Genomic DNA, 19,682 nt, shown 5'->3' on the forward strand with positions numbered 1-19,682 from the left:
CCGTCGCCAGCGCCAGTCCGTCGGGCGGCATGCCGTCGCACAGCCGTCTGGAGGTCCGGGGACTCAAGAAGTCCTATGGCAGCCGCAAGGTGGTCAAGGACGTGTCCCTGTCGGTGGACAAGGGCGAGGTGGTGGGACTGCTGGGTCCCAACGGCGCCGGCAAGACCACGTCGTTCTACATGATCGTCGGCCTGCTGCGGGCCGATGGTGGCGAGATCCTGCTGGACGGTCACCGCATCGAGTCCCTGCCCATCCACCGCCGTGCCCGGCTGGGGCTGGGCTACCTGCCGCAGGAAGCCTCGATCTTCCGCAAGCTCACGGTGGCGCAGAACGTGCGCGCCGTGCTGGAGCTGCAGCAGGACGCGAACGGCCAGCCGCTGTCCGCGCGCGAGATCGATGCCCGGCTGGACGAGCTGCTCAAGGAGCTGCGCGTCGACCACCTGCGCGATTCGCCCGCGCCCGCCCTCTCGGGCGGTGAGCGCCGTCGCGTGGAGATCGCCCGCGCGCTGGCCACCCGGCCGCGGTTCATCCTGCTGGACGAGCCCTTCGCCGGCATCGACCCGATCGCGGTGCTGGAGATCCAGCACATCATCAGTTTCCTCAAGTCGCGCGGCATCGGTGTGCTGATCACCGACCACAACGTGCGCGAAACCCTGGGCATCTGCGACCACGCCTACATCATCAGCGACGGTCATGTGCTGGCCAGCGGTACCACCGCCGAGATCATCGAAAACGCCGAGGTGCGCCGCGTCTACCTGGGCGAGAACTTCCGCATGTGACGGAATGAGCCGATGAAGCAAGGTCTGTCGCTGCGGGTGTCGCAGCACCTCGCGCTCACGCCGCAATTGCAGCAGTCGATCCGCCTGTTGCAGCTGTCCACGTTGGAGATGGCTCAGGAAGTCGAGCAGATGCTCGACGAGAACCCGTTCCTGGAACGGGGCGAGGAAGTGGCCGATCGCGAAGATTTCGGCGTGCAGACCGCGGACGCACCGGTGGTCGCCGGCGAGCAGCTGGAAGAAGCGGCGCAGCCGGTGGTCGAGCTGCGCAGCGCCGAACCGGACACCCGCACCACCCAGGCCGACAGCGCAGACAGCGCCAGCGACGAGGTCGAGAGCCGGCTGGACGGCGCCGCGCCGGTCGAAGAAAGCTGGGAAGGCGACGGCACCGTCGAGATGGCGCCCGACGACAGCGAATGGGGCGGCGATGCACCCGCGCGCAACAGCGGTTCCGGTGGGGACGACGACGACACCGCCACGGCCGCCGACCTGGCCCGTGTGCCGGTCAGCCTGCAGGACCAGCTGCACGAGCAGGCGCGCTGCCTGCGCCTGTCGGACGAGGACAGCGCGGCGCTGTTTTTCCTGATCGAGTCGCTCAACGACGACGGGTATCTGGAGGACAGCCTGCACGAGCTGGCGCGCGCCTGCTGGCGCCTGACCGCGGGCCGGCCGGCCGACGAAGAGCCGCGCTTCGACGAAGTCGAGGCCATTGAGCAGCGCCTGGGCATGGCCCTGCAGTGGCTGCAGCAGATGGAGCCCACGGGCGTGGGCGCGCGCGACCTGGGCGAGTGCCTGCGGCTGCAGATCATGGAGCTGCGCAACACGCCCGCCGCCCGCACGGCGCTGGCGATCTGCGAGCAGCCGCTGGAGCTGATGGCCAAGCGCGACATCAAGCGCCTGTGTGCGGCCACCGGGCACGACGACGAGACCGTGCGCGCCGCGCTGGCGCTGATCGCCCGCCTGGAGCCCAAGCCGGGCCGGCGCTTCGTCGACGTCGAGCGCAACGTCGTGGTGCCCGACGTGATCGTCACCCGCGCCGGTCGCGGTTTCAAGGTCTCGCTCAACGCCGAGGTGATGCCGCGCCTGCGCGTGCACGATGTCTATGCCAACGCCCTGCGGGGGCGGCGCGAGGCCGGCGGCGAAGCGGGCCACGCGGCCATGCAGCAGCGGCTGCAGGAAGCGCGCTGGTTCATCAAGAACATCCAGCAGCGCTTCGACACCATCCTGCGCGTCTCCAGCGCCATCGTCGAGCGCCAGCGCAACTTCTTCATGCACGGCGAACTGGCCATGCGCCCGCTGGTGCTGCGCGAGATCGCCGACGAGCTGGGCCTGCACGAGTCGACCATCAGCCGCGTGACCACGGCCAAGTACATGGCCACGCCGTTCGGCACCTACGAGCTCAAGTACTTTTTCGGCTCCAGCCTGGGAACCGAGACCGGCGGCAATGCGTCGAGCACGGCGGTGCGCGCCCTGCTCAAGCAGTTCATCGCGTCCGAAGAGCCGACCAAGCCGCTGTCCGACAACCAGCTCTCGGACCTGCTCAAGGAGCAGGGCATCGAGTGCGCGCGCCGCACGGTCGCGAAATACCGCGAGGCGCTGCGCATCGCGCCGGCGAACCTGAGAAAAGCGCTTTGAACCAATTGAATCTTTTCCTCCCCTGCGCCGCCGGCGTGGAGGACTACCTCGCCGCCGAAGTCACGCGCATCACGGGCGAGACCGCGGTGCAGAAGTCGCGCGCCGGTGTGGCGCTGCTGGCGTCCTGGCGCGACGCGCTCAAGCTCAACCTGCACTGCCGGCTCGCGCAGCGCGTGCTGGTGCAGCTCTGGCACGGTGGCTACCGCAGCGAGAACGACCTGTACGCGGCCGCCAGCGAGGTCGCCTGGGAAATCTGGTTCACGCCGCAGCAGACCATCAAGGTCGAGGTCACGGCGCAGCACAGCCCGCTCAAGAGCCTGAACTTCGCGGCGCTCAAGATCAAGGACGCAGTCTGCGACCGCTTCCGCGACAAGCGCGGCGAGCGCCCCAGCGTCAACACCACCTGGCCCGACGTGCGGCTCTACGCCCACCTGACCACCGACACGGTGAGCCTCTACATCGACACCTCGGGCGAGCCGCTGTTCAAGCGCGGCTGGCGCGAGGACAAAGGCGACGCGCCGCTGAAGGAAACGCTGGCCGCGGCCATGATCGCCGCCACCGGCTGGAACGGCGCCGAGGCCGAATCGCTGGACGACATCGTGCCGCTGTACGACCCCTGCTGCGGCAGCGGCACGGTGGCGATCGAAGCGGCACAGATCGCGCTGCGGGTCGCTCCCGGTCTGCAGCGCCGCTTCGCGTTCGAGAAGCTGCTGCCGTTCCAGCCACACGTCTGGCACGCCCTCAAGGACGAGGCCGCGAAGCAGCGCCGCGAGTGGCCGGCCGGGCGCAAGCCCATCGTGTTCGGCAGTGACGTGGCCTTCCGCATGGTCGACTTCGCGCAGCGCAACGCCGAACGCGCGGGTGTGGCCTTCGCGATGGAGCTGCGTGGCGGTGACGCGCTGCAGCGCATGCCGCCGACCGACAAGCCCGGCGTGATGCTGCTGAACCCGCCCTATGGCGAGCGCATTGCGGCTGCCGGGGTGGCAGGGCAGAGCGCCCAGGTGCGGGCGGCCGAACGCGGTGCGCGTGCGCCCCGCACCTTCACCGTGGGTGCCAAGGCCGCTCCCGAGCCCGGCTTAGGCCGCGAGAGCGCCCAGATGGCCGATGGCAGCGACGGCAGCGATTTCTTCGCACAGCTGGCCACGCACTGGAAGAGCCACTACGCCGGCTGGAGCGCCTGGTTGCTCACGCCCGACCTCAAGCTGCCCGGCAAGATGCGTTTCAAGGAGTCGCGCCGCGTGCCGCTGTGGAACGGTCCCATCGAGTGCCGGCTGTTCCGCTTCGACCTCACCGCACGGCGCGCGCCGGCCGAGCCATCGGCATGACCGCCTCGACGGCGGTGCTGGTGCTCGACACCAACGTCGTGCTCGACCTCTTCGTCTACGAAGACCCGGCCACGGTGCCGCTGCGCGAGCGGCTGGCCGACGCGCAGACGCGCTGGCTGGCGACGCCGGTGATGCGCGAGGAACTGCGGCGCGTGCTGGACTACCCGCAGGTGGTCAGGCGCCTGGCGTCCCGCGCCCTGACCGCCGAGGGGGTGCTGGCGGCGTTCGACGCGCGCGTGCAGATCGTGGACCTGGCGCCCAAGGCGCCCTACACCTGCAAGGACGGCGACGACCAGCAGTTCATCGACCTCGCCGTGCAGCACGGTGCCACGCTGCTGAGCAAGGACAAGGCGGTGCTGTGCATGCGCAAGCGGCTGGCGACGCTGGGTGTGGCGGTCGGCCGGCAGTGGCCGGCGTGCACACCGGGCGCCTGACCCTCAGACCTGCGCGAACTGTTCGGCGCTGGCGCTGGGCCAGTAGGTGGTGAACACCGGGTGCAGGCTGTGGATGTCGCCCAGCAGCGCGCCGGGCGCCACAGTGGGCAGCAGGTTGGACAGCAGCCGGACCTCGTTCTCGTTGACGCGGCGCACGATGTGCTGGGCGCTGATCTCGCCGGGGTGCTGGAGCCCGGCGGCCTGCACCAGCTCCTGCAGGGCCTTGAGCGTGTTCTGGTGGAAGTTGAAGACCCGCGTGGCCTTGTCGGGCACCACCAGGGCCTGTTGGCGCATCGGATCCTGCGTGCTGACGCCGGTCGGGCACTGTCCGGTGTGGCAGCTCTGGGCCTGGATGCAGCCCAGCGCGAACATGAAGCCGCGTGCGCTGTTGCACCAGTCCGCGCCGATGGCCATGGCGCGCGCGATGTCGAAGGCGCTGACGATCTTGCCGGAGGCGCCGATCTTGATGCGGTCGCGCAGGTTCACGCCCACCAGGGTGTTGTGCACCAGGCGCAGGCCCTCCTGCAGCGGCGCGCCCACGTGGTCGGTGAACTCCAGCGGGGCGGCGCCGGTGCCGCCCTCGGCGCCATCGACCACGATGAAGTCGGGCGTGAGGCCTGTTTCCAGCATCGCCTTGACGATGGCAAACCACTCCCAGGGGTGGCCGATGCAGAGCTTGAAGCCGGTGGGCTTGCCGCCCGAGAGCTCGCGCAGGTGGGCGATGAAGCGCAGCATCTCGATGGGCGTGGAAAACGCGCTGTGCGCCGCCGGCGAGATGCAGTCCTGGCCCACCGGCACCCCGCGCGCGGCCGCGATCTCGGGCGTCACCTTGGTGCCGGGCAGCACACCGCCGTGACCCGGCTTGGCGCCCTGGCTGAGCTTGAGCTCGATCATCTTCACCTGCGGGTCCAGCGCGTTGGCCTTGAACCGGTCGTCGTTGAAGCGGCCCTGTTCGTCGCGGCAGCCGAAGTAGCCGGAGCCGATTTCCCAGACCAGGTCGCCGCCGTGCAGCCGGTGCCAGCTGCTGATGGAGCCTTCGCCGGTGTCGTGGGCAAAGCGCCCCTGCTGCGCGCCGCTGTTGAGCGCCTGAATGGCGTTGGCCGAGAGCGCGCCGAAGCTCATGGCCGAGATGTTGAACACGCTCGCTTCGTAGGGCTGGGCGCAGGCCGGGCCGCCGATGGTGATGCGGAAATCGTGCGAGTCCAGGTGGGTCGGCACCAGCGAGTGGTTCAGCCACTCATGGCCATCGGCCTTGACATCGAGCTGGGTGCCGAAGGGCCGCTTGTCGGTCTCGCCCTTGGCGCGCGCGTAGGCCAGGCTGCGCTGGCTGCGCGAGAACGGTGCGGCCTCGGTGTCGCCTTCGATGAAGTACTGGCGCATCTCGGGCCGGATTTTTTCCAGCATGAAGCGCAGGTGGCCGATGACGGGATAGTTGCGCAGCACCGCGCTCTTGGTCTGGCGCAGGTCCCGGTAGCCCAGGACCGAGAGGCCGGTGAACACCAGGAACCAGAAGCCGCCGATGCCGAAGCCGACCAGGGTGAACAGGCTCAGCAGGGCGCACACCACGCACAGCGCGAGGGCGGTGTACCGCACGGGATAGAGGGCGTTGAGGCGGTCGAGCATGTCGGGCATCCTGGGTGGCGCGGCTACACTGGCCCGCATCTTAAGACCCCACCCCGATCCGATGAGCTTTGACAACCTGCCCCCCATGGACAACGCCGAGTTTGATGCCCTGGAGGCGATCTTGGACGACCTTCGTGTCGGCGACGAGGAGGTGCCGCAATGGGAGTTCTGCGAAGGCGCGATCGCGGCCCTGCTGTGCACCCGCCGCCCGGTGAGCGCCGAAGAAGCCCTGCCCGTGGTGGTGGGCGTCGGTGACGACGAGGGCGACCTGTCGTTCAAGGACGCCGAGCAGGCCACCCTGTTCAGGGACCTGTGGACGAGGCGCTGGAACGAGGTGGCGGCGTCGCTCGCGGCGAAGGTGGAATCGCTGGACGACGACCGCGCCTACCACCCCGAGGTGATGGACGTGCGCGGCGCGGTGGCGATGCTGCCCGAGGCGGAGCGGGCCGAGATCGCGGACCAGCCGCTGCCGGCCTTCGGCCAGGTTTGGGCGCTGGGCTTCATGTTCGTGGTCGAGAACTGGGAAGAGGAGTGGATGCCGCCGCGCGACGCCGAGACCGCCGGCTGGATCGATGAGGCGCTCGACGCCATCGTGGTGCTGACCGAAGACGACACCGGCCAGCCCGCGTTCAACATGCACGCCGAAGAGGGGCCGCCGAGCGTGAGCGAGGCGCGTGCCAACGCCTTCGGGTCGGCGATCTGGGCGGTCTACGACCTGCACCAGATCTGGCAGAGCCTGGGGCCGCGCGTGGACCCCGTGCGCAAGTCGGCCGAACCCGGCCGCAACGACCCATGCCCCTGTGGCAGCGGCAAGAAATTCAAGAAGTGCCACGGCGCCTGAGCGCCACCCGAAAGGGGCTCAGCCGCCTTCCGGTTCCTGGGCCGTGAGTTCGAACGCGGCCTCGGCGCACACCTCGCCGTTGACCTGCAGCTCGATGCGGTGCCGGCCCGGGTAGAGGGTGCGGGTGGTGACCGGGCGCAGGCTGTGGCGCTTGCTCAGGGTGCAGCGTTCGCCCGGCGCCAGCACCAGCTTCCAGCCCTTGAACACCTTGGGGCTGGTGCCGCCGTTGGCGCGCACGTGGTGCACCAGGTAGTCGACCACCAGGGTCTGCGGGCGGGTCGCGGTGCTGTGCAACTGCACCTCCAGGCCGATGTGCCCGCCGATGGGGGCGCGGTGTGCCGACAGCTGCAGCCGGGCCTCGCCCTCCAGTCCGCGCGCCAGGCCCCAGGCCGCCAGGGTGGGCGCATGGCCCTGCTTGATCAGGCCGCGGCTGGCGTGGCGCAGCAGCGCCTCCCGCTGTGCGCCCGCGCTGGGCCGGTGGGTCTGCACCCAGGCTGCGACCAGGTCCGGATGGTCTTTGGCGATGTCGTTGAGGTGGTTGGCGACGCTGCGTCGCACATAGGCACTGGGGTCGTCCTGCAGGGCGCGCAGCAGGGGCAGCGTCGGCGCCGGATCGGCCACCAGCGCCTGCAGCCGCAGGCCCCAGGGCAGGCGGGGGCGCGAGCCTTCGCTGACCAGCCGGCGCACGTGGGCGCTGGGATCATGAACCCACTGTGCCAGGCTCGCGAACACGGCGTCCGGATGGCGCTGGATGAACGGGCGGATCGCGAACTCGGACGAGAAGCGCTGGGTCAGGGCGTGCAGGCAGGCCAGGGCACGGGGCAGGTCGCCCATGCCGCGCCGCGCCACGAACTCCGCCAGCGACCAGACCACCCAGCCGCGCAGGCCGGGTTCGTCGGTCTCGCCGTGTTCGTTGTTGGCCAGGCCCACCGGTTCGCCCTCGGCGTCGAGCGCGGTCGGTGGTGCGAGGCTGGCCTCGATCAGGTCCGCGGCGTGTGCGAAGCGGTCCGGCAGCGTGGCCTCCAGGGCGTCGGCCAGCTGCATCGCGCGGGCCTTGAATTCGAGCGCATCCAGCCCGCTGGCCGCCTGCTGCTCGAACGCAGCGCGGTTGAAGCGGGGCCACACGCGCTGCAGGTGGTGGCCCGCGGTGTCGACGGTGCGGGTGCTGATCAGGTTCTTGAACGGCTCGGCCATGCCGCGGCTCAGGGGTGTTGCGACAGCCGCCGCAGCAGCCCGTCCAGCGCGTGCGCCACGGTGGCCTGCCGCACGGTGGCGCGGTCGCCGTCGAATCGGCGGTGCTCGGTGAACACGCCTTCGGGCGTGGCCCAGCCGAACCAGACCGTGCCCACCGGCTTGTCGGCGGTGCCGCCCGTGGGGCCGGCGATGCCGGTGACCGCCACCGACCAGTGCGCGTGCGCGTTCGCCACCGCGCCCGCGGCCATCGTGCGGGCGACCGCCTCGCTGACCGCGCCATGCGCCTCGATCAGCGCGGCCGGCACGCCCAGCAGCTCGCACTTGGCGGCGTTGGAATAGGTCACGAAGCCGCGCTCGAACCAGTCGCTGGAACCGCTGATCTCGGTGCAGGCGCCGGCGATCAGGCCGCCGGTGCAGCTCTCGGCGGTCGCCATCATCTGGCCGCGCGCCCGCAGGGCCATGGCCAGCTGTTCCACCAGGGTCGGAATGGGGTGCATGGGTCAGTACTTCCAGAGGGCGATGACGAGCAGCGTGCACAGGGCGGCCGCGAAGTCGTCGAGCAGGATGCCGAAGCCGCCGCGCGGGCCGAAGCCCTTGAAGGTGCGGTCGGCCCAGGCCATGGGACCGATCTTCACGGCGTCGAACAGCCGGAACAGCGCAAAGGCGACGAGCTGGCCCCAGAAGCCCGTGGGCATCACCAGCCAGAGCACCAGCCAGAAGGCGACCACCTCGTCCCAGACGATGTGGCCCGAGTCGGCGATGCGCATGTGCCGCGCGGTGACGGTGCAGGCCCACCAGCCGACCAGGGTGGCGGCCCCGATCAGCGCCGCCCAGCGCAGGTCGGTCATGAGGGGCTGCAGCAGCACGAACGCCGCCCAGGCCCAGAGCGTGCCGACGGTGCCGGGCGCGGCGCGCGACAGGCCCGAACCGGCGCCCAGGGCGATGAAGTGCGCCGGGTGGGCGAGCAGGAATTTCAGGTCGGGCCGGTGAATGACCGGTGTGGGAGCGTCGGCGGCCAGGGTCTCGGACATGGCGGGATTATCGGTTCCGCGTCGCGGCCAGCACTCAGGCGAAATGGTCGTAGCTGCGGGCGCTCATCGGCCGCACGCGGCCGTCCGGTCCGAGCAGGCGCAACCCTGCTTCGGCGGTGATGCAACCGATGCGTTGCACCGGGGTGGCACTGGCGGTGCCCGCGCGCAGGATGTGGTCCCGCGCCGACGCGGGAGCGGTGAACAGCAGCTCGTAGTCGTCGCCGCCGTTGAGCAGACACTCCAGGCGGTCCGCGTCGGCCAGCGGTTGCAGGGCCGGCGCCACCGGCAGCGCGGCCAGGTCGATTTCGGCGCCGACGCCGCTGGCCGCGAGGATGTGGCCGAGGTCACCGGCCAGTCCGTCGCTGAGGTCAAGGGCGGCGTGCGCCACACCGGCCAGCGCCTGGCCCAGCGCCAGCCTGGGCGCTGGCCGCTCCAGCCGCTGGCGGCACAGGGCCTCGTCGTCAGGTGCCGCCAGCGCCCAGGCGGTGCCACGCAGCCGCTCCAGCGCCAGCCGCGCCTCGCCGGTGCGACCGCTCAGCCAGAGCTCGTCGCCGGCCCGGGCGGCATCGCGGCGCAGCGCGTGTCCGGGTGTCACTTCGCCGAACACCGTGATGCAGAGGTTCAGCGGGCCACGCGTGGTGTCGCCGCCCACCAGAGGGCAGCCGTGGTCATCGGCCAGGGCCAGCAGGCCGTCAGAGAAGGCGTGCAGCCAGCCGTCGTCGGCCTGGGGCAGGGCCAGCGCCAGCGTGAAACCCAGGGGCCGGGCGCCCATGGCCGCGAGATCGCTGAGATTGACCGCAAGCGCCTTGTGGCCCAGTGCTTGCGGGTCGACATCGGGAAAGAAGTGGTGACCCTCTACCAGCATGTCGCTGGAGATGGCGAGCTGGTGACCAGGGCTGGGCGTGAGCAGGGCGCAGTCGTCGCCAATGCCCAGCGCCACCGCCGGCCCGGACTTCGCGCGCTGGAAATGCCGACGGATCAGCTCGAACTCGCCCACGCCGTCAGCCCCGTGTGGTTTCGGTGTCGGGGGCGTCGGCGCTCAAACCGTCGTCGCTCGCGTCCGGCGGTGGTTCCGCGCCAGGGCGCGGCGGCAGCAGGAAGCTCAGCGGTGCGTGGCGCAGGCGGTGGCGCAGGGCGGCGTAGATGCGGCTGCGGTGCGCGTCGTTGATCGCCTGTGCCTTCAGCGCCAGCCGGAACGCCAGGTAGAAGCTCACCGCCAGGTTGATCGGGCCGACCACGGCCACGCCGGCCACGGCCGACCAGAACGCCGGCTCGCGCAGCACGTCCCCGCCCAGCGACATGGCGGCTGCCGCCACCTGACCGGCAGACAGCGTGACGTGGCGCACCTGCAGGCCCAGGCCGAAGAACTCGGCAAAGGCCGGCACGATGCCCAGCATCAGGCCCAGCGAGATGTTGGCCGCCAGACCGGAGATGTTGCGGCGCAGGAAGCCGGCCCAGCGGTCGGCGCGCGCGCGCCCCAGCCAGCGGGTGGTGCGCGGGTTGTGGCGGATCGCCGAGTCGAGGCGGTGGAACACGAACCAGTTCTCGACCCAGCCCGCGATGATGCTGGAGGAGAACAGCAGCACGCCGGTGAAGGCGGCGAACAGCGCGGTCGGCCCCAGCAGCTGCATGTCGTGCAGCACGTGCCGCGCCTTCTCGGCGTCGATCATGGACGCGCCGGTGAACGCGCTCAGCAGACCGCTGATCAGCATGACCACCGGGATCACCAGGCCGACGTTGCCCAGAATGGCCGCGATCTGCGAACGCAGCAGGTTGGCCACCTCGTCGACGAAGCGCCGCACCGCGCCGGGCTGGCGGATGTCGCGCAGCTTGGCCACCATGGCCGGCGCCGTCACCGCCGGCTGCTTGGTCGCCACGGTCCAGTGCAGCAGCTGCACCAGCACGAAGAAGAAGGCGTAGTTCAGGCCGGCGGCAAAGCCGTTCCAGAACAGCGACAGGCCCAGACCATACAGCGCGAATTTGACCCAGGTGGTGATGCCGATCAGCGCGCCGCCGCCGGCCGCCTTGCCCAGCATTTGCCGGTATTCGGCCGCGTCGCGGGTGATGTAGTGCTCCCCGCTCTCGGCGCTGCGCTCGGCCACCTTGGCCGCGGTCAGGTGCGAGCTGCTGGCGATCAGCGCGCGCAGGCTGCGGTTGTCGTGGCCCATCTGGGCCAGGTCGGCCAGCAGGGCCGCCGTGGCGCGCTCGGGCTGGGCCGACTGCAGGCAGTCCAGCAGGGACTTGGCGCGCAGCACGCGCTCGCGCAGCTGGCGCAGCCGGAACACGATGCCGACCGAGACGCCGTGGGCGTCCAGGTGGGTGTAGACCGAGTAGGCCGCGTGGCGGCAGGCATCCAGCTGCGTGCGCAGGTGGGTGGCCGCGGCCTGCACCTCGGCGCTGTGCACGCCATGGGCCAGCACCGCGTCGCGCAGGTCTTCCATGTCGACCGGCAGCTGGTGGAAGGTGCGCTCCGACTTGGCGGCCTCGGACATGCGCACGCGGATCTCGGCGGCGTAGCCGGTGGCCGTGATCTGGCCCACGCAGAACACCAGCGCATCCAGCAGGGACCGTTCCCACAGGCCGGGTCCGGTGGTCGCCGGTTCGTCCGGACCCGGGCTGAACAGCAGCGCGTGCAGCCGGTGCAGCGTCTGGCTGTCCAGGGCGCGCAGCCAGCGCACATCGTCGGCCGCGGGCAGCAGCAGGTCGAACAGCGCGCCCAGGTCGGTGGTCTCGGGCGTGCCGGGCAGCAGCTTCTTGCGCATGCGGTGGCCGAATTCGCTCAGGAAGGCGGTGCGTGGCGCGAAGCCGTGGTCCGCCAGCAGCGGCGCCAGGTCCACGGTGTCGGTGAAGCGGCACCACCAGGCGCGCCAGCGGCGCAGCCAGCCGGGGTGGGCCTCGGCGGTGTCCAGCAGCAATTGCAGCCGGGCCACGCTGGCCCGGGCATCGCCGTCGGTGCCGCGCACCCATTGCAGCACCTCGATCAGCCACAGGTGCCGCTCGGCCAGCGGCGCCCCGGGGTCCAGCCGGTCGAGCAGTCGGACCGGGTCCACAGCGCTGGTCACAGCCCGGCCTGCGTCAGTGCAGCACGCGCGGCGGCTGGTCGCTGCCACCGCCGCCGTCGGCCACCAGCGCGAACTCGGGCACCTCGGCCTCGAAGCGCTCGCCGTCTTCGGCCACGCAGAAGTAGCTGCCGCGCATGCTGCCCGAGCGCGTGCCCAGGCGGGTGCCGCTGGTGTACTGGAACGATTCACCCGGCCGCAGCAGCGGCTGGTGGCCGACCACGCCCAGACCCTTGACCTCCTCGGTGTGACCGCGGGCGTCGTCGATGATCCAGTGGCGCGAAATCAGCTGCGCCGTCACGTCACCGGTGTTGGTGATGGTGATGGTGTAGGCGAAGGCGTAGATGTCCTCGTCCGGCGCGGACTGTTCGGCCAGGTACTGAGGCTCGACCTCGCAGGTGAACTGGTATTTCGGCATGGCGGGCATGTTACCGCGGCGCCGCATAACCCGGCAGGCCCTGCGAAAATGGCGGAATTGCGCCCATCCGGACCCTTTTTATGACCACCTACCGCATTGCCCCGTCCATCCTGTCCGCCGACTTCGCCCGCCTGGGGGAGGAGGTGAAGAACGTCATCGCCGCCGGCGCCGACTGGGTCCATTTCGACGTGATGGACAACCACTACGTGCCCAACCTGACCTTCGGTCCCATGGTCTGCCAGGCGCTCAAGCCACACGCGAAAAAGCCCGACGGCACGCCGGTGCCGATCGACGTGCACCTGATGATCCAGCCGGTGGATGCGCTGGCCGGCGCCTTCATCGACGCCGGTGCCGATCTGGTGAGCTTCCACCCCGACGCCAGTGCCCACGTGCACCGCAGCGTGCAGGCCATCAAGGCCAAAGGTGCCCAGGCCGGCCTGACTTTCAATCCCGCTCAGCCGCTGGATGTGCTGGACTGGGTGATCGAGGACATCGACCTGATCCTCATCATGAGCGTCAACCCAGGTTTCGGCGGCCAGAGCTTCATCGACTCGGCGCTGCGCAAGATCGAGCAGGCGCGCAAGCGCATCGAAGCCAGCGGCAAGGACATCCGCCTGGAAGTGGACGGCGGCATCAAGGCCGACAACATCCGCCGCGTGGCCGACGCCGGCGCCGACACCTTCGTGGCCGGCAGCGCGATTTTTGGCAAGCCGGATTACAAGGCTGTGATCGATCAGATGCGCGCTGCGCTCGCCTGATGCTGGCCGGCATCAAGGCGGTGATCGTCGATCTCGACGGCACCATGGTCGACACGCTGGGCGACTTCGAGGAGGCCCTCAACCGCACCCTGGCCGACCTGGACCTGCCGCCGGTCACGCGCGCCCTGATTGAGCGCACCGTCGGCAAAGGTTCGGAGCACCTGATCCGGTCGGTGCTTGCGCATCAGCTGGCCCTGCCCGAGGTGACCGGGCTGTCCAATGTCTGCCAGGCGCGCAGCGTCGACACGCTCTACGAGCCCGCCTGGCAGCGCTACCAGCACCACTACCTGCGCATCAACGGCGAGTTCTCCGCGGTCTACCCGGGTGTGGTCGAGGGGCTGGCGATACTGAAGTCAATGCGGCTGCCGATGGCCTGCCTGACGAACAAGCCGCTGGCGTTTGCGCAGGGCCTGCTCAAGGCCAAGGCGCTCGACGGGTATTTCGGCTGGGTGTTCGGTGGCGACAGTTTCGAGCGCAAGAAGCCCGACCCGATGCCCATCCTGGGCACCTGCGCCGCCATGGGCGTCGAGCCCGGACGGGCCTTGATGGTCGGGGATTCCCAGAACGACGCCCTGGCGTCGCGTGCGGCGGGCTGCACGGTCGCGCTGGTCACCTACGGCTACAACCACGGCCAGCCGGTGGCGCGGGCTCCGCACGACCTGCTGGTGGACTCGCTGCTTGAACTGGCGGAGCGCCTTACTTCTTGATCCCGAGCAGGGCGTCCTTGAGCTGCCAGTCGGCCGGCTTGGGGCCGAGCCAGATGCGCATCAGGGCCTCGAAGAACTCCGGTTCCCGGAACGGCTCGCCTTCCACCTGGCCTTTGACCGTGAGCACGGTCCCGGTGCCGGGAATCCAGTCGAGCATGAAGTTCTCGCCTGTCTTGAGCACCTTGTGGTTGGTGAACACCTGGCTCATGCGCATCACGCCCGGGATGAGCTTGGCAAAGCTGCCCTTTTCCATGTTGTCTTCCATGCCGCGGGAGAACAGCTTGCCCAGTTCTGCCGAGTCGATGTCGCGCAGCATGGTGATGGTCATGCGCTTGGGGCCGGGCTGGTCCAGCAGCGCGTCGGTTGTGCTGGCGGGCTTCTCCACGTAGAAGCCAGCGGTGTAGACCTTGAACACCGCCTTGTAGCGGACGCCGGCACCGTTGAGGGTCAGGGGCTTTCCGGCCAATGTCACCCGGTCTTCGAGCTTGACGCCTGCCACCTCCACCGTCGCAGCCAGGGTCGGCAGGCTGGCCACGGCCAAGGCGCTCGCCAGGACGAGCCGGGGCACAAACAGGTGAAGACGTGGCGTGTTCATGGGGATGGCTCCAAATAGAACGATCGTTCGTTTTTGCATTGTCCGCAAACCCGGAACCGGAAACAAGCTCGGGATGACCCTGAGGTGTTTGCCGGTCGATGACCGGCGCCTCGCAGGCGACGCGCTTTGCTACACTGCGCCGTCATGTTCGCTTCTCTCACGTTCTTTGCAGGTTTCGCACCTGGCCGCAATGGTCGGGGAGCCTGGCCCTGGCGCAAGCCAGCGTAAACGTGCACTCCCCCCTCTGAAGGGGCACGGGCCGGCCCGCAGCGTCCGTCCAGCGCCCCGCAAGCCTGCAGCCGATCCGGCTGCATCCCTCACAGACGGTCCCTGGCACCGCCCAGGCACCCCGGAGCAAGAACCGTGATCACCGAACTCGAATTCAAGAGCCTCACGCAACAGGGCTACAACCGCATCCCGCTGATGGTCGAAGCCTTCGCGGACCTCGAAACCCCGCTCTCGCTGTACCTCAAGCTGGCCCATGGCCGGGGCGATGGCGCCAACAGTTTCCTGCTCGAATCCGTCGTTGGCGGCGAGCGCTTCGGTCGCTACAGCTTCATCGGCCTGCCTGCCCGCACCCTGCTGCGCGCCAGCGGTTTCGGTGCCGAGGCCAGGACCGAGGTGGTCCGCGACGGCGTGGTGGTCGAAACGAACCACGGCAACCCGCTGGACTTCATCGCCGCCTACCAGCAGCGCTTCAAAGTGGCGCTGCGGCCCGGGCTGCCGCGTTTTTGCGGCGGCCTCGCAGGCTACTTCGGCTACGACGCGGTGCGCTACATCGAGAAAAAACTCGAAAACACCTGCCCGCCCGACTCCCTGGGGACGCCCGACATCCTGCTGCTGCAGTGCGAGGAACTGGCGGTCATCGACAACCTCTCGGGCAAGCTCTACCTGATCGTCTACGCCGACCCGGCCCAGCCGGAGGCCTACGCCAACGCCAAGAAGCGCCTGCGCGAGCTCAAGGAGGCACTCAAGTACTCGGTGGCGGCGCCGGTGGTCAAACCCAGCCAGAGCCATCCGGCCCAGCGCAGCTTCGCCAAGGACGACTACCTGAAGTCGGTCGAACGCGCCAAGGAACTGATCGCCGCGGGCGACTTCATGCAGGTGCAGGTGGGCCAGCGCATCAGCAAGCGCTACACCGAGTCGCCGCTGTCGCTCTACCGCGCGCTGCGCTCGCTCAACCCCAGCCCCTACATGTACTACTACCACTTCGGGGACTTCCACGTGGTGGGGGCGTCGCCCGAGATCCTGGTGCGCCAGGAGCACACGGAAGAGGGGCAGAAGGTCATCATCCGCCCGCTGGCCGGCACCCGCCCGCGCGGCGCCACGCCCGAGAAGGACAAGGCGACCGAGGTCGAGCTGCTGGCCGATCCCAAGGAGCGCGCCGAGCATGTGATGCTGATCGACCTGGCGCGCAACGACATCGGCCGCATCGCCAAGATCGGCACGGTCAAGGTGACCGAGGCCTTCGTGGTCGAGCGCTACAGCCACGTCATGCACATCGTGAGCAACGTCGAGGGCGTGCTGAACGACGGCATGACCAACATGGACGTGCTCAAGGCCACCTTCCCGGCCGGCACGCTGACCGGTGCGCCCAAGGTGCATGCCATGGAACTGATCGACCAGCTCGAGCCGGTCAAGCGCGGCATTTACGGCGGCGCCTGCGGGTATCTCAGCTACGCCGGCGACATGGACGTGGCGATCGCCATCCGCACCGCGATCATCAAGGACCAGACCCTGCACGTGCAGGCCGCGGCCGGTGTGGTGGCCGACTCGGTGCCCGAGATGGAATGGAGGGAAACCGAACACAAGGCGCGGGCGCTGCTGCGCGCCGCGGAACTGGTCGAGGAGGGGCTGGAATGAGCAAGAAGATTCAACTGCTGATGGTGGACAACTACGACTCGTTCACCTTCAACATCGTGCAGTACTTCGGTGAATTGGGTGCCGACGTGACCGTGGTGCGCAACGACGAGATCACGGTGGACGAGATCCAGCGCCGGCTCGACGCCGGCCAGATCGACCGCCTGGTCATCTCGCCCGGCCCCTGCTCGCCGGCCGAGGCCGGCATCTCGGTGCCGGCCATCCAGCACTTTGCCGGCAAGCTGCCCATCCTCGGCGTCTGCCTGGGTCATCAGGCTGTCGGAGCAGCCTTCGGCGGCAAGATCATCCGGGCGCAGGAGCTGATGCACGGCAAGACCAGCGTGATCACCACCACGCAGGAGGGGGTGTTCGCGAACCTGCCCGAGCAGTTCACGGTCAACCGCTACCACTCGCTGGCCATCGAACGTGAAAGCTGCCCCGACTGCCTCAAGGTCACGGCCTGGACGCCGGACGGCGAGATCATGGGCGTCAAGCACAAGACCCTGGCCATCGAAGGCGTTCAGTTCCACCCCGAGAGCATCCTGACCGAGCACGGGCACGCCATGCTCAAGAACTTCCTGGAGCAGGCATGAAAACTGTCGATCTGCGCAGCGACACTGTCACCCAACCCACGGCCGCCATGCGGGAGGCCATGATGGCCGCGCCGCTGGGCGACGATGTGTTCGGCGATGATCCGACGGTCAACGCGCTGCAGGAACACATGGCAGCGCTGACCGGCAAGGAGGCCGCGCTGTTCATGCCCTCGGGCACGCAGAGCAACCTCTGCGGCATCCTGGCGCATTGCGGACGCGGTGACGAGTACATCGTCGGTCAGCTGGCCCACACCTACCGCTACGAGGGTGGCGGCGCGGCGGTGTTCGGCAGTGTCCAGCCGCAGCCGCTGACGCAGGATGCCCAGGGTCGCATGGCGCTCCCCGACATTGCCGCGGCCATCAAACCCGACGATCCGCACTTCGCGCGCACCCGCCTGCTGTGCCTGGAAAACACCTGGAACGGCCATGTGATGCCCGACGACTACCTGCGCGGTGCCGCGGCGCTGGCGCGCGAGAGGGGCCTCAACACCCATCTGGATGGCGCGCGCGTATTCAACGCTGCTGTCGCGTCGGCCGCGCCGGAGCAGACCACGTTCGCCCGCCTGCGCGAGATCGCCGACCATTTCGACAGCCTGTCGGTCTGCTTCAGCAAGGGCCTGGGCGCGCCGGTCGGTTCGGCCCTGTGCGGCTCGCGCGAACTGATCGCCCGCGCCCGCCGCATCCGCAAGATGGCCGGTGGCGGGCTGCGCCAGGCGGGGCTGCTCGCCGCCTGCGCGCTGCACGCGCTGGACCACCATGTGGATCGCCTGGCCGATGACCACGCCAACGCACGGCGGCTGGCCGACGGCCTGCGCGGCATCGATGGTCTGACGGTGAAATCGGCTGAAACCAACATCGTCTTCGTCGACGTGGCCGATGGCCAAGGCCCCGCGTTGCTGGAGTTCTTGAAAGCGAACGGCGTGCTGGCCACCGGGCTGATCGGCCTGCGTTTCGTGACCCACCTCGATGTGGACACCGCTGGCATCGACCATGCCCTCGCCACCGTGCGCCGCTTCTTTGTCGAGGCGCCCGCAGCGGGCACCGCAGCCGGGCGCACCGGCCCTTACTGATCGGTCCAGGAACAACGCCATGCCCGATTCGACGCAACTTCTCATGTTCATCGCGGCGGGCTGGCTGCTCAACCTCACGCCCGGCCCCGATGTGCTCTACATCGTCAGCAGCGCGCTCAAGAGCGGTGTGCGGGCCGGCATGGTGGCCGCGCTGGGGATCGTCAGCGGCTGCTTCGTCCACGTGTTTGCCGCCGCCCTCGGCGTCGGCGCGTTGCTGGCCACCTCAGCCACAGCTTTCACCTTGCTCAAGTGGGCGGGTGCGGCTTACCTGATGTGGATGGGCGTCAAGTTGCTGCTGGCCAAGGGCGGTGATTCTTCCATCGTGCCGGCGGGCGTGAGCGCGGAGGTGGCGGCGGTGAATCTGTGGCGCGTGTACCGCCAAGGTTTTCTGACCAATGTCCTGAACCCCAAGGTGGCGCTGTTCTTCCTGGCCTTTGTGCCGCAGTTCATCGCGCCGGGCACCGAGGACAAGGTGACCGCCTTTCTGCTGCTGGGTCTGCTGTTCAACCTGAACTCGCTGCCGATCAACTTCGGCTACGCCTGGCTGGCCGGCTGGGCCTCGCGCCGCGTTGGTGCGGTGCAGCGCGCCATGCACTGGATGGACCGCGCGGCCGGCCTCATGTTCATCGGCTTTGGCCTCAAGCTCGCCCTGTCCGACAATCCTTCCCGCTGATTTCCGGAGACCCCCATGCCCCACGCCCACAAGATCACCCCGCAGGAAGCCCTGCAGCGCACCATCGAGCACCGCGAAATCTTCCACGACGAGATGCTGCACCTCATGCGCATGATCATGGGTGGCGAGATGTCGCCCGTGATGATGGCGGCCCTGATCACCGGGCTGCGCGTGAAGAAAGAAACCATTGGCGAGATCACCGCCGCTGCTCAGGTGATGCGCGAGTTCTCGACCAAGGTCCATGTGGCCGACAAGACGCACCTGGTGGACATCGTGGGCACGGGCGGCGACGGCTCGCACACGTTCAACATCTCCACCTGCTCCATGTTCGTGGCTGCCGCTGCGGGCGCCAAGGTCAGCAAGCACGGCGGACGCAGTGTCTCCAGCAAAAGCGGCAGCGCCGACGTGCTGGAGAGCCTGGGCATCAACATCAACCTGCCGCCGGACGTGATCGCGCGCAGCATCGCCGAGGTGGGTGTGGGCTTCATGTTCGCCCCCAACCACCACCCGGCCATGAAGAACGTGGCGCCGGTGCGCCGCGAGCTGGGCATCAAGACCATCTTCAACATTCTTGGCCCGCTGACCAATCCGGCCTCGGCGCCCAACATCCTGATGGGCGTGTTCCACCCCGACCTGGTCGGCATTCAGGTGCGCGCGCTGCAGCGGCTGGGCGCCGAGCATGCGGTCGTGGTCTATGGCCGGGACGGCATGGACGAAGTGTCGCTGGGCGCTGCCACCATGGTGGGGGAACTTAAGAACGGCGAGATCGCCGAGTACGAAATCCACCCCGAGGATTTCGGCCTGACCATGGCCAGCAGCCGCGCGCTGCGCGTGGAGACGCCCGAGGACTCCAAGGCGATGCTGCTGGGCGTGCTGGAGAACCGGGACGATCCAGTGCTCAAGGCGGCCCGCGACATCGTGGCGCTCAACGCCGGCGTGGCGCTCTACGCGGCCAACGTCGCCCCCGACATGGCGCAGGGCATTGCGCTGGCGCGCCGAACCCTTGAATCGGGCGCGGCGGCGGCCAAGCTGCGCGAGCTGCAGGTGTTCACCCAGTCGGCTGTCGCTGGCGCGGGCGTCTGAGGTGCTC

General features: G+C 69.1%; 20 protein-coding genes. 12 read left to right on the forward strand and 8 right to left on the reverse strand.

Features of this window, described 5'->3' with window-relative positions:
- The first annotated feature begins 29 nt into the window (after positions 1-29).
- The 4 genes from lptB to DD542_RS21740 are packed head-to-tail and all read left to right on the forward strand — an operon-like array spanning position 30 to position 4,170.
- Positions 30-779, forward strand: coding sequence for an LPS export ABC transporter ATP-binding protein (gene lptB / locus DD542_RS21725; protein ID WP_066156716.1), 750 nt, complete (start codon positions 30-32; stop codon positions 777-779).
- 12 nt (positions 780-791) lie between these two features.
- Positions 792-2,411, forward strand: a complete 1,620-nt coding sequence (locus DD542_RS21730; RefSeq protein WP_127807043.1) for an RNA polymerase factor sigma-54 — start codon at positions 792-794, stop codon at positions 2,409-2,411.
- Entirely contained in the window at positions 2,408-3,736 is a 1,329-nt protein-coding gene (locus tag DD542_RS21735; RefSeq protein WP_079367415.1) for a THUMP domain-containing protein, read from the forward strand. Before DD542_RS21730 ends, DD542_RS21735 begins: the two co-directional genes overlap by 4 nt.
- Positions 3,733-4,170, forward strand: coding sequence for a putative toxin-antitoxin system toxin component, PIN family (locus DD542_RS21740; protein WP_127807044.1), 438 nt, complete (start codon positions 3,733-3,735; stop codon positions 4,168-4,170). Before DD542_RS21735 ends, DD542_RS21740 begins: the two co-directional genes overlap by 4 nt.
- Before the next feature lie 3 nt (positions 4,171-4,173).
- Here the strand turns inward: DD542_RS21740 and DD542_RS21745 are convergent, their stop codons facing one another.
- The gene (locus DD542_RS21745; protein WP_127807045.1) at positions 4,174-5,793 is read right to left on the reverse strand and encodes an FMN-binding glutamate synthase family protein; all 1,620 of its coding nucleotides are present in this window, start codon (positions 5,791-5,793) and stop codon (positions 4,174-4,176) included.
- A gap of 61 nt (positions 5,794-5,854) precedes the next feature.
- On the opposite strand from DD542_RS21745, the gene DD542_RS21750 reads away from it, so the two are divergent.
- Entirely contained in the window at positions 5,855-6,634 is a 780-nt protein-coding gene (locus DD542_RS21750; protein WP_127807470.1) for a UPF0149 family protein, read from the forward strand.
- An 18-nt stretch (positions 6,635-6,652) separates the two neighbouring features.
- Here DD542_RS21750 and DD542_RS21755 read toward each other — a convergent pair whose 3' ends face one another.
- The 6 genes from DD542_RS21755 to apaG are packed head-to-tail and all read right to left on the reverse strand — an operon-like array spanning position 6,653 to position 12,336.
- Entirely contained in the window at positions 6,653-7,828 is a 1,176-nt protein-coding gene (locus DD542_RS21755; RefSeq protein ID WP_127807046.1) for a DNA alkylation repair protein, read from the reverse strand.
- A gap of 8 nt (positions 7,829-7,836) precedes the next feature.
- Positions 7,837-8,325, reverse strand: coding sequence for a CinA family protein (locus DD542_RS21760; RefSeq protein WP_066156705.1), 489 nt, complete (start codon positions 8,323-8,325; stop codon positions 7,837-7,839).
- Between the two features lie 3 nt (positions 8,326-8,328).
- The gene (locus tag DD542_RS21765) at positions 8,329-8,859 is read right to left on the reverse strand and encodes a phosphatidylglycerophosphatase A (protein WP_079367419.1); all 531 of its coding nucleotides are present in this window, start codon (positions 8,857-8,859) and stop codon (positions 8,329-8,331) included.
- Positions 8,860-8,893: 34 nt separating this feature from the next.
- Entirely contained in the window at positions 8,894-9,856 is a 963-nt protein-coding gene (gene thiL / locus DD542_RS21770; protein ID WP_079367420.1) for a thiamine-phosphate kinase, read from the reverse strand.
- A 4-nt stretch (positions 9,857-9,860) separates the two neighbouring features.
- Positions 9,861-11,909: a site-specific recombinase gene (locus DD542_RS21775; protein WP_127807047.1), complete on the reverse strand. Its 2,049-nt coding sequence runs from the start codon at positions 11,907-11,909 to the stop codon at positions 9,861-9,863.
- Positions 11,910-11,934: 25 nt separating this feature from the next.
- A complete protein-coding gene (gene apaG, locus DD542_RS21780; RefSeq protein WP_079367445.1) occupies positions 11,935-12,336 on the reverse strand; it encodes a Co2+/Mg2+ efflux protein ApaG in 402 nt (133 codons plus the stop codon).
- Positions 12,337-12,416: 80 nt separating this feature from the next.
- On the opposite strand from apaG, the gene rpe reads away from it, so the two are divergent.
- On the forward strand, positions 12,417-13,094 hold the full coding sequence (gene rpe / locus DD542_RS21785) for a ribulose-phosphate 3-epimerase (protein WP_066156694.1): 678 nt from the start codon (positions 12,417-12,419) through the stop codon (positions 13,092-13,094).
- On the forward strand, positions 13,094-13,801 hold the full coding sequence (gene gph, locus DD542_RS21790; protein ID WP_127807048.1) for a phosphoglycolate phosphatase: 708 nt from the start codon (positions 13,094-13,096) through the stop codon (positions 13,799-13,801). The genes rpe and gph overlap by 1 nt, the downstream gene beginning before the upstream one ends.
- Here gph and DD542_RS21795 read toward each other — a convergent pair.
- Complete coding sequence (locus tag DD542_RS21795; protein ID WP_066156688.1) at positions 13,791-14,396, reverse strand: chalcone isomerase family protein; 606 nt, start codon at positions 14,394-14,396, stop codon at positions 13,791-13,793. The two genes, gph and DD542_RS21795, sit on opposite strands and share 11 nt — an antisense overlap.
- A 363-nt stretch (positions 14,397-14,759) precedes the next feature.
- On the opposite strand from DD542_RS21795, the gene trpE reads away from it, so the two are divergent.
- From trpE to trpD, 5 genes are read left to right on the forward strand one after another with little or no spacing between them, the layout of a single operon-like run.
- Positions 14,760-16,259: an anthranilate synthase component I gene (gene trpE / locus DD542_RS21800; RefSeq protein WP_127807049.1), complete on the forward strand. Its 1,500-nt coding sequence runs from the start codon at positions 14,760-14,762 to the stop codon at positions 16,257-16,259.
- On the forward strand, positions 16,256-16,849 hold the full coding sequence (locus DD542_RS21805) for an aminodeoxychorismate/anthranilate synthase component II (protein ID WP_079367423.1): 594 nt from the start codon (positions 16,256-16,258) through the stop codon (positions 16,847-16,849). The genes trpE and DD542_RS21805 overlap by 4 nt, the downstream gene beginning before the upstream one ends.
- Complete coding sequence (gene ltaE, locus DD542_RS21810) at positions 16,846-17,919, forward strand: low-specificity L-threonine aldolase (RefSeq protein WP_127807050.1); 1,074 nt, start codon at positions 16,846-16,848, stop codon at positions 17,917-17,919. Before DD542_RS21805 ends, ltaE begins: the two co-directional genes overlap by 4 nt.
- 19 nt (positions 17,920-17,938) lie before the next feature.
- Positions 17,939-18,592: a LysE family translocator gene (locus DD542_RS21815; protein WP_079367426.1), complete on the forward strand. Its 654-nt coding sequence runs from the start codon at positions 17,939-17,941 to the stop codon at positions 18,590-18,592.
- Positions 18,593-18,607: 15 nt separating this feature from the next.
- On the forward strand, positions 18,608-19,675 hold the full coding sequence (gene trpD, locus DD542_RS21820) for an anthranilate phosphoribosyltransferase (RefSeq protein WP_079367427.1): 1,068 nt from the start codon (positions 18,608-18,610) through the stop codon (positions 19,673-19,675).
- Positions 19,676-19,682: the final 7 nt, after the last annotated feature.

This window comes from Hydrogenophaga sp. NH-16, assembly GCF_004006415.1.
Lineage (GTDB): Bacteria > Pseudomonadota > Gammaproteobacteria > Burkholderiales > Burkholderiaceae_C > Hydrogenophaga > Hydrogenophaga pseudoflava.